Origin of the sequence: Kitasatospora sp. NPDC057936, assembly GCF_042887525.1 — a bacterium.
GTDB lineage: Bacteria > Actinomycetota > Actinomycetes > Streptomycetales > Streptomycetaceae > Kitasatospora.
In genome coordinates, this window is sequence record NZ_JBHVPD010000113.1 from 22,817 (window position 1) to 31,360 (window position 8,544).

Sequence of the window (8,544 nt, forward strand, 5' to 3'; positions counted from 1 at the left end):
AGCGTGCGGCGGGCGTTCGGGGAAGCGCGGCGCGCGTGGGACGCGGTGGCGGGCTCCGGGAATCCGGAGGCGTGGGTGCGGGTGCGGGCGTCCGAGCTGGCGCTGTCGCCGTGGCACCGGGGCGGGCCGCGCCGGGCGCACGCGTGGCGGCTGCCGCACCGGCGGATCAAGGTGCGCCCGGCCGACGAGTCGCAGGCGGTGCTGCCGGACCACGACCGCCTGACGGACCGCGACCGGGCCCTGCTGAAGGCGCTGAAGCGGTTGTCCCGGCCGCAGCGTCGCGCACTGGTGCTGCACGACGGGCTGGGGCTGCCGGCGGCGGCCGTCGCGGTGGAGGTGGAGTCGACGCTGGCCGCGGCGGAGGGGCGGGTGTGGGCGGCCCGGGCGGCGCTGGCGCAATGGGTGCCGGACCTGGCCGGGCCGGATCCGGCCGATCCCGGGTTCCCGGACCGGCTGAGCGGGCTGCTGCACCGGGCGGCCGTGCGCGGGTGCCCGGAGCCGTACCGGCCCGCGGTGCCGGTGCTCCGGGCCCGGCACGGGCTGCGGAGCCTGGTCCTGACGGGTGCGGCGGCGGCGCTGACGGCGTCGGTGGGCGGCGCGGCGATGATGACGCTGGTCGGCGGCCGACCGGCGGTGCTGTTCCGGGAGCCGGAACCGCCGGCGCCGTCGGTGTGCGTCCAGGCGCCGGACGCGGCCGAGCCCGGGGTGCCGGTGGCGCCGGGCGGGCCGGCCGGCGGGATCAGCAGCCTGTGGTGCAGCCCGACGCCCGGGCTGGAGGCGGTGGTGGTGGACCCGCCGCCGCGCGCGATCGCGCTGTGGGAGCTGCCGGCGGCGGCCAAGGGGGCGGAGGCCCCGCCGCCGCAGGGACCGCCGAAGTGCGCCCGCTGGGCGCCGCTGCCCTGCACCCCGGCGCGCTGACGGGCCCTGCGAGAAGGCGAGTGCCCCCGCCCGGCGAACCGGGCGGGGGCACTCGTCGGCCGGGCTGGGGTCAGCCGGCGATGATCTCGCGCGCCAGGCGGGCGGTCTCGGACGGCGTCTTGCCGACCTTGACACCGGCGGCCTCGAGGGCCTCCTTCTTGGCCTGGGCGGTGCCCGAGGAGCCGGAGACGATGGCGCCGGCGTGGCCCATGGTCTTGCCCTCGGGGGCGGTGAAGCCCGCGACGTAGCCGACGACCGGCTTGGTGACGTGCTCGGCGATGTAGGCCGCGGCACGCTCCTCGGCGTCGCCGCCGATCTCACCGATCATGACGATGAGCTCGGTCTCCGGGTCCTCCTGGAACGCCTTGAGGGCGTCGATGTGGGTGGTGCCGATGACCGGGTCACCGCCGATGCCCACGGCCGAGGAGAAGCCGATGTCGCGCAGCTCGTACATGAGCTGGTAGGTCAGGGTGCCCGACTTCGAGACCAGACCGATCTTGCCGGAGGTGGTGATGTCGGCCGGGATGATGCCGGCGTTCGACTGTCCGGGGCTGATCAGGCCGGGGCAGTTCGGGCCGATGATCCGGGTCTTGTTGCCCTTGGAGCCGGCGTGGGCCCAGAAGGCGGCGGTGTCGTGCACCGGGACGCCCTCGGTGATGACGACGGCCAGGCCGATCTCGGCGTCGATGGCCTCGACGACGGCGGCCTTGGTGAACGCCGGCGGGACGAACAGGACGGAGACGTCGGCGCCGGTCTCCTTCATCGCCTCGGCGACGGAGCCGAAGACCGGGATCTCGGTGCCGTCGACGTCGACCGTGGTGCCGGCCTTGCGCGGGTTGACACCGCCGACGATCTGGGTGCCGGAGGCGAGCATGCGGCGGGTGTGCTTCATGCCCTCGGCGCCGGTCATGCCCTGGACGATGACCTTGCTGTCCTTGGTAAGGAAGATAGCCATGGTGTGAAAGTCCCCTTCCTTACTTGTTGGCCAGCTCGGCGGCGCGGTCAGCGGCGCCGTCCATGGTGTCCACGCGCTGGACCAGCGGGTGGTTGGCGTCGTCGAGGATCTTGCGACCCAGCTCCGCGTTGTTGCCGTCCAGGCGGACGACCAGCGGCTTGGAGACGTTCTCGCCCTTGCTCGCGAGGAGCTCCAGCGCCTGCACGATGCCGTTGGCGACCGCGTCGCAGGCGGTGATGCCGCCGAAGACGTTGACGAAGACCGACTTGACGTCGGGGTCGCCCAGGATGATCTCCAGGCCGTTCGCCATGACCTCGGCGGACGCGCCGCCACCGATGTCGAGGAAGTTGGCGGGCTTGACGCCGCCGTGCTTCTCACCGGCGTAGGCGACCACGTCGAGGGTGCTCATGACGAGGCCCGCGCCGTTGCCGATGATGCCGACCTGGCCGTCGAGCTTGACGTAGTTCAGGCCCTTGGCCTTGGCGGCGGCCTCCAGCGGGTTGGCCGCGGCCTTGTCCTCCAGGGCCTCGTGCTCGGGCTGGCGGAACTCGGCGTTCTCGTCCAGGGAGACCTTGCCGTCGAGCGCGATGATCTTGCCGTCACCGGACTTGATCAGCGGGTTGACCTCGACGAGGAGGGCGTCCTCGGCGATGAAGACCTTCCACAGCTTCTGCAGGACCTCGGCGACCTGGTCGGCGACCTCGGCCGGGAACTTCGCCGCGGCGACGATCTCGGCGGCCTTCTCCGGGGTGCAGCCCTCGTTGGCGTCGACCGGGATCTTGGCGAGCGCGTCGGGGTTCTCCTCGGCGACGACCTCGATCTCCACGCCGCCCTCGACGCTGGCCATGGCCAGGAAGGTGCGGTTGGTGCGGTCCAGCAGGAACGAGACGTAGTACTCGTCCTTGATGTCGGCGGTCTGGGCGAGCATCACCTTGTGAACGGTGTGGCCCTTGATGTCCATGCCGAGGATCTGCTCGGCCTTGGCGACGGCGTCGGCCGGGTCGGCGGCGAGCTTCACACCACCGGCCTTGCCACGGCCTCCCACCTTCACCTGAGCCTTGACGACGGCGCGGCCGCCGAAGCGCTCGGCGATGGCGCGAGCCGCTTCGGGGGTCTCGATGACGTCGCCGTCAAGCACGGGCACGCCGTGCTTGGCGAAGAGGTCCCTCGCCTGGTACTCGAACAGGTCCACGTGTTTGTCCTTGTTCGTGGTCGCGGATTGTGTCTCTACGAGCGTGCCACGGCAGGATCTTCGCTGCGGGTCGTCGGGGCGGTGCGGGTACGCAGAGGTACGGCCTTGCGGCCCACACAGCCACGGGCGCACACGTCAATCAACACGCGCGTCACGTCCGTCTGGCAGGTTATCCCCGTGGGACGGGACTCTTTCGCCCGGGACCGGCCCGTCTTTGGTGAGAACCGTCACAGACAGCCTAAAGCGGCGTGACAGACGCCCGGTCCACCCGTCGGGCGGATTCGCACGTCCGGGTGAATCCGACGGGCCGCCTGGTCAGAACCCCTGCCCGGCCCCCTCGATCAGGTGCCGGGGGATCGGCCGCTTCTCGATCGCCGCCGCCATGACGTCCGGGAAGGCGTCGGGGGTGCAGGCGAAGGCCGGAGCGCCGAGGGCGGCCAGGGCGGCGGCGTGGGCGTGGTCGTAGGAGGGGGCGCCCTCGTCGGAGAGCGCGAGCAGGGCGACGAACCGGACGCCGGCCGCCTTCATCGCGGCGACCCGCCGGAGCATCTCGTCCCGGACCCCGCCCTCGTAGAGGTCGCTGATCAGGACGACGATCGTCTCCGCCGGACGGGTGATCTTCGACTGGCAGTAGGCGAGGGCGCGGTTGATGTCGGTGCCGCCGCCGAGCTGCGTGGCGAACAGGACGTCGATCGGGTCGGTGAGCTGCTCGGTCAGGTCGACCACCGAGGTGTCGAAGACGACCAGCCGGGTGTCGAGTGTGCGCATCGAGGCGAGGACCGCGCCGAAGACGGCCGAGTGGACGACCGAGGCCGCCATCGAACCGGACTGGTCCACGCAGAGGATGACGTCCTTGCGGACGGCGCGCCGGGCGCGGGCGTGGCCGACCAGCCGCTCGGGGACGACGGTGCCGTGCTCGGGCAGGTGGTTCTTCAGGTTGGCCCGGATGGTGCGGTCCCAGTCGATGTCGCGGTGGCGCGGCCGGTGCACCCGGGCGCTGCGGTCGAGGGCGCCGCCCAGGGCGGACCTGGTCCGGTCGGCCAGTCGGCGCTCCAGGTCGGCCACCACCCGGCCGACGACGGCGCGGGCCGTCTCCCTGGTGGTCTCCGGCAGGGCGTGCTTGAGCGAGAGCAGGGTGCCGACGAGGTGGACGTCCGGCTCGACGGCGGCGAGCATCTCGGGCTCCAGCAGGAGCCGGTCCAGGCCGAGCCGGGTGATCGCGTCCTGCTGCATCAGCTGCACGACGGTGGACGGGAAGTAGCTGCGGATGTCGCCGAGCCAGCGGGCCACCTGCGGGGCCGAGCCGCCGAGCCCGGCGCCGCGGCGGCCGCCCCGGCCGGGCCGGGCGGTCTCGTCGGGGGCGGCCCGGTAGAGCGCGGCGAGCGCGCCGTCCATCGCGGCGTCGCGGCCGCGCAGCGCGCAGCCGGTGCCGTCGGCCTCGCCGCCGAGCACCAGGCGCCACCGGCGGAGGCGTTCGTCGGTCGTGGTCGTCATGTGCTCCTCCTTCACGAGGGCTTTCGAGGGGAACGGCTCAACTGTCGCGGCCGGCGGCCTGCCGGGGGATGAACGGCCGGACGCCCAGCAGCAGGGCCACCACCGGCACGGCGGCGTCGGCCCTGGCCCGGTCCAGCTCGCCGGCGGCGGGCTCGCCGGACGGCTCGGCGTCGAGCGGGCCGGCCGCGACCCGGGCACCGACGGTGCTGCGCACGCCCGCCTCCAGGCCGCTGAAGGTGCGGCGCAGCAGCGGCAGGACGTCGGTGAAGGTCGTGTCGGAGACGCCGGTCAGCCACTCGTCGAGCAGCGCGAGCAGCCGGGGGTCGTGCAGCAGCAGGGCGCCGCCGCCGGAGAGGAAGCCCTCGACCCAGCCGGCCGCGTCCGCCGGTGCGCCGGCGGCGGACAGCACCAGGCGCAGGCGGCGGCCGGCCTCCTCGGTGTCGAGCCGGCCGTCGTCCAGCAGCAGCCGGACGGCGCGCCCGCGCAGCAGGCCGGGGACCCCGGTGGCCGGGCCGCCGGCGGGCTCGCGGCGGGCCAGCGCGTGCAGGGCGGCGGCCCAGCGGTCGGCGAGGCCGTCCGCGGCGAGCAGGCCGACGGCGCCGTGCACCTCGTCGAGCCGGGCGCGCAGGTCCGCCGCGCTCGCGGCGTCCAGGCCGACGCACGCGGGCGGCAGGCCGACGCAGACGCGGTCGGCCAGACCGGTGGCGGCCTCCTTGAGCGCGCCGTGGTCGGTGCCGCGCACGTCGCCGTAGCGCAGCGCGCGGACGAGGGCGGGCAGGGCGCCGGCCAGGTGGGCCACGTCGGTGTCGAGGGCGGCGCAGTCGGCGAGCACCCGCATGACGGCGGGCAGGGCGGTGGACAGGCCGGCCAGCAGGCAGGTCTCCACCAGGCCGGTGAGCTGTCCGAGTTCGCCGGCCGCGCGGGCGGTGGCGACGGCCTTCGCGGTGGCCGCGTCCTCGACCGTGGTGCCCCACTGGGCGGCCTCCGCGATCCGGACCGCGAACTCGGGCTGCCAGCACAGCCGCCAGCTCTCCCGGAAGGTGCCGGTCGAGGCGACGGCGGAGCGCGCGGGCACGCCCCACTCGACGCCCAGCAGCCGCAGCCGGTGCAGCAGGCGGGAGCGGGCGGCGTCGGTGTCCTTGCGCAGGTCGAGGTCGAGGTCCCGGGGCGCGGCCGCGGGCTTGAGGCGCAGCGTGCGCTGCAGCCGGGCGAGGTCGCGCTGGAGCGGCACCGCCGGTGCGGCGTCCGGGACCTCGCCGAGGGCGTCGCCGATCACCAGGCGGTCGCGGACGAGCTCCAGCGCGACGTCCGAGCCGTCGCACATGACCGCGCGGACGGCGTCCAGCGTCTCGGTGAGCCCGGCCAGCGGGCGGCCGCGCAGGGCGGCGAGGGTCTCGGCGAGCCGGACCGCCTCGATGACGTGCGCGGACGAGACCGGGTGGTCCTCGGCGCGGAGCAGCTCGGCGGCGCGGGCGAGCCAGCGCGGCACCGGGTCGGCCCCGGCCGCGTACAGGTGGTGGTACCAGCCGGGCGACTCGATGCCCGCGCCGTACCCGGCGGACTGGGCGAGCCTGCGGTGCGTCCAGGGCACCCAGGTGATGTCCGTCCTGGTCTTCTTCGGCAGCTGCGCGAGCAGCGCCCGGTCGTGGGCGACGGTCGGCAGCTCGGCGAGGGCGGGCACGTGGAAGGCCCCGCAGACGACGGCGATCCGCCGGTGCCCGGCCCGCCGGGCGGCCCGGATCTGCCGGCGCATGTACGCCTCGCGCACGAGGTCCCGGCGGGACTCGGCGAGGCCCTCGGCGCGCAGTGCGGCCATCGCCTCGGCGACGGCCGCGAACGGCGCCAGGGCGTCGGCGCCGGGCGCGCGGTGCTCGACGACGTCCTCCCACCAGCGCTCCGGGTCGTCGTGGCCGGCGGCCTCGGCGAGCAGGGCGATCGGGTCGGCGGCGGGCTCGTCGGCGGCCGCAGGCTCGTCGGCGGCTCCAGCACCGTCGGCGGCGGCCTCGTCGGCGAAGCCGTACGCGGCGGGCAGGTCGATGAAGCGGACCGGCAGCTCCCGCTCCACCGCGTACCGGATCGCCACCCACTCCGGGGAGAACTCGGCGTACGGCCAGAACGCGGCCCGGGCCGGGTCGTCCACCGCGTGGGCGAGCAGCGCGACGGGCGGCACCATGTCCTTCTCGGCGGCCAGCCCGATGATGCCGTCGGCCTCGGGCGGACCCTCGATCAGCACCGCGTCCGGCGCGAGCCGTGCGAGGGCGGCGCCCACCGCCCGGGCCGAGCCGGGGCCGTGGTGGCGGACCCCGAGCAGGGTCACGTCCGGGGTGCTCGTGCCCGGTGCGGTCGGGCCCGGGGAGGTCATGCGGCCACCTCGCGGGCGGCGCGGTAGAAGTCCTTCCAGCCGTCGCGCTCGCGCACCACCCCTTCGACGTACTCGCGCCACACCGCCCGGTCCGCGACCGGGTCGCGGACGACGGCGCCGACGATGCCCGCCGTCACGTCCGCGGCGCGCAGGACGCCGTCGCCGAAGTGGGCGGCCAGGGCGAGGCCGTTGGTGACCACCGAGATCGCCTCGGCCGTGGACAGCGTGCCGCCCGGCGTCTTGACCTTCGTCCGGCCGTCGACCGTGATCCCCGCGCGCAGCTCGCGGAAGACCGTCACGACCCGCCTGATCTCCTCGGCGCCGCCGGGCAGTTCGGGCAGGTCCAGGGAGCGGCCGAGCTGGCTCACCCGGCGGGTGACGATGTCGACCTCCTCCTCCAACGAGGCAGGCAGCGGCAGCACGACGGTGTTGAAGCGGCGCCGCAGCGCGCTGGACAGCTCGTTGACGCCGCGGTCCCGATCGTTCGCGGTGGCGATCACGTTGAAGCCGCGCACGGCCTGCGTCTCGGAGCCCAGTTCCGGCACCGGGAGCGTCTTCTCGGACAGGACGGTGATCAGGGCGTCCTGCACGTCGGCCGGGATCCTGGTCAGCTCCTCGATGCGGGCGAGCTTGCCGTCCGCCATCGCCCGCATGACGGGCGAGGGCACCAGGGCCTCCCGGCTGGGCCCGTTGGTGAGCAGCTGGGCGTAGTTCCAGCCGTAGCGGACGGCCTCCTCGGGGGTGCCGGCGGTGCCCTGCACGAGCAGGGTGGAGTCGCCGCCGATCGCGGCGGCCAGGTGCTCGGACACCCAGGTCTTGGCGGTGCCCGGCACGCCGAGCAGGAGCAGCGCGCGGTCCGTCGCCAGCGTCGTGACGGCGACCTCCACGATGCGGCGCGGGCCGACGTACTTGGGCGTGATCCGGGTGCCGTCGGGCAGTTCGCCGCCGAGCAGGTACGTCGCCACGGCCCAGGGCGAGAGCTTCCAGCGCTCGGGGCGCGGACGGTCGTCCTGCGCGGCCAGGGCGGCCAGTTCACCGGCGAAGGCGTCCTCGGCGTGCTGCCGCAGAACGTCGGTCATGGGGGCTCCTTCGGGTCGGCCGCCGGGCACGGTGACGGCGGGGCGGCGGGTGACGGGAGGGCAACTCCGGCCTGCGGGAGCCACCCTGCACCCGGGCACTGACAATCCGCGGCGGGCGGTGAGGAAGTGTCAGCGCCCCCGCCTACGGTCGGTGCCATGGAGGAACGCTGGAGCACCGAACACGTCCTGTCCCTGGCGCCTGACGCCGCGTCGCAGAAGGCGGCCGGCAAGCTCTCCACGCCCGCGCCCTGGTCGGCCCAGGGCACCGACGGCGCCGCGGTCTGGGGCGAGTGCGGGGGCAGCGGCAGCACGCCGTACCGCACCGTGGTCGAGCTCGCCACGCCCGCTTACCAGTGCAGTTGCCCGAGCCGGAAGTTCCCGTGCAAGCACGCGCTCGGACTCCTCCTGCTGTGGAGCGGCACCCCGCAGGCCGTCCCCGCCGCCGAGCCCGCCGACTGGGCGGCAGCCTGGCTCGACGCCCGCCGCGAGCGGGCCGAGCAGCGCGCCGCCGCCCCCGCCGCCGCCCCCGCGGGCCCCGCCGATC

The 8,544-nt window shown here is 75.0% G+C and carries 7 protein-coding genes; 2 read left to right on the forward strand and 5 right to left on the reverse strand.

Going from position 1 to position 8,544, the window contains the following annotated elements:
- Window positions 1–918, forward strand: a 918-nt coding sequence (locus ACFVU9_RS39110; protein WP_387601852.1) for an RNA polymerase sigma factor, incomplete at its 5' end; no start/stop codon positions are given.
- A 70-nt stretch (window positions 919–988) separates the two neighbouring features.
- Here the strand turns inward: ACFVU9_RS39110 and sucD are convergent.
- The 5 genes from sucD to ACFVU9_RS39135 all read right to left on the reverse strand — a co-directional run bounded on the left by sucD (window position 989) and on the right by ACFVU9_RS39135 (window position 8,000).
- The gene (gene sucD / locus ACFVU9_RS39115) at window positions 989–1,873 is read right to left on the reverse strand and encodes a succinate--CoA ligase subunit alpha (protein ID WP_380438985.1); all 885 of its coding nucleotides are present in this window, start codon (window positions 1,871–1,873) and stop codon (window positions 989–991) included.
- Between the two features lie 19 nt (window positions 1,874–1,892).
- Window positions 1,893–3,065: an ADP-forming succinate--CoA ligase subunit beta gene (sucC, locus tag ACFVU9_RS39120; protein ID WP_359962397.1), complete on the reverse strand. Its 1,173-nt coding sequence runs from the start codon at window positions 3,063–3,065 to the stop codon at window positions 1,893–1,895.
- A 315-nt stretch (window positions 3,066–3,380) separates the two neighbouring features.
- Window positions 3,381–4,559: a vWA domain-containing protein gene (locus ACFVU9_RS39125; protein ID WP_380505462.1), complete on the reverse strand. Its 1,179-nt coding sequence runs from the start codon at window positions 4,557–4,559 to the stop codon at window positions 3,381–3,383.
- A 37-nt stretch (window positions 4,560–4,596) separates the two neighbouring features.
- The gene (locus ACFVU9_RS39130) at window positions 4,597–6,921 is read right to left on the reverse strand and encodes a DUF5682 family protein (protein WP_387601855.1); all 2,325 of its coding nucleotides are present in this window, start codon (window positions 6,919–6,921) and stop codon (window positions 4,597–4,599) included.
- On the reverse strand, window positions 6,918–8,000 hold the full coding sequence (locus tag ACFVU9_RS39135) for an AAA family ATPase (protein WP_380438979.1): 1,083 nt from the start codon (window positions 7,998–8,000) through the stop codon (window positions 6,918–6,920). The genes ACFVU9_RS39130 and ACFVU9_RS39135 overlap by 4 nt, the downstream gene beginning before the upstream one ends.
- A gap of 156 nt (window positions 8,001–8,156) precedes the next feature.
- Here ACFVU9_RS39135 and ACFVU9_RS39140 point away from each other — a divergent pair.
- Window positions 8,157–8,544, forward strand: a 388-nt coding sequence (locus tag ACFVU9_RS39140; protein ID WP_387601859.1) for an SWIM zinc finger family protein, incomplete at its 3' end; no start/stop codon positions are given.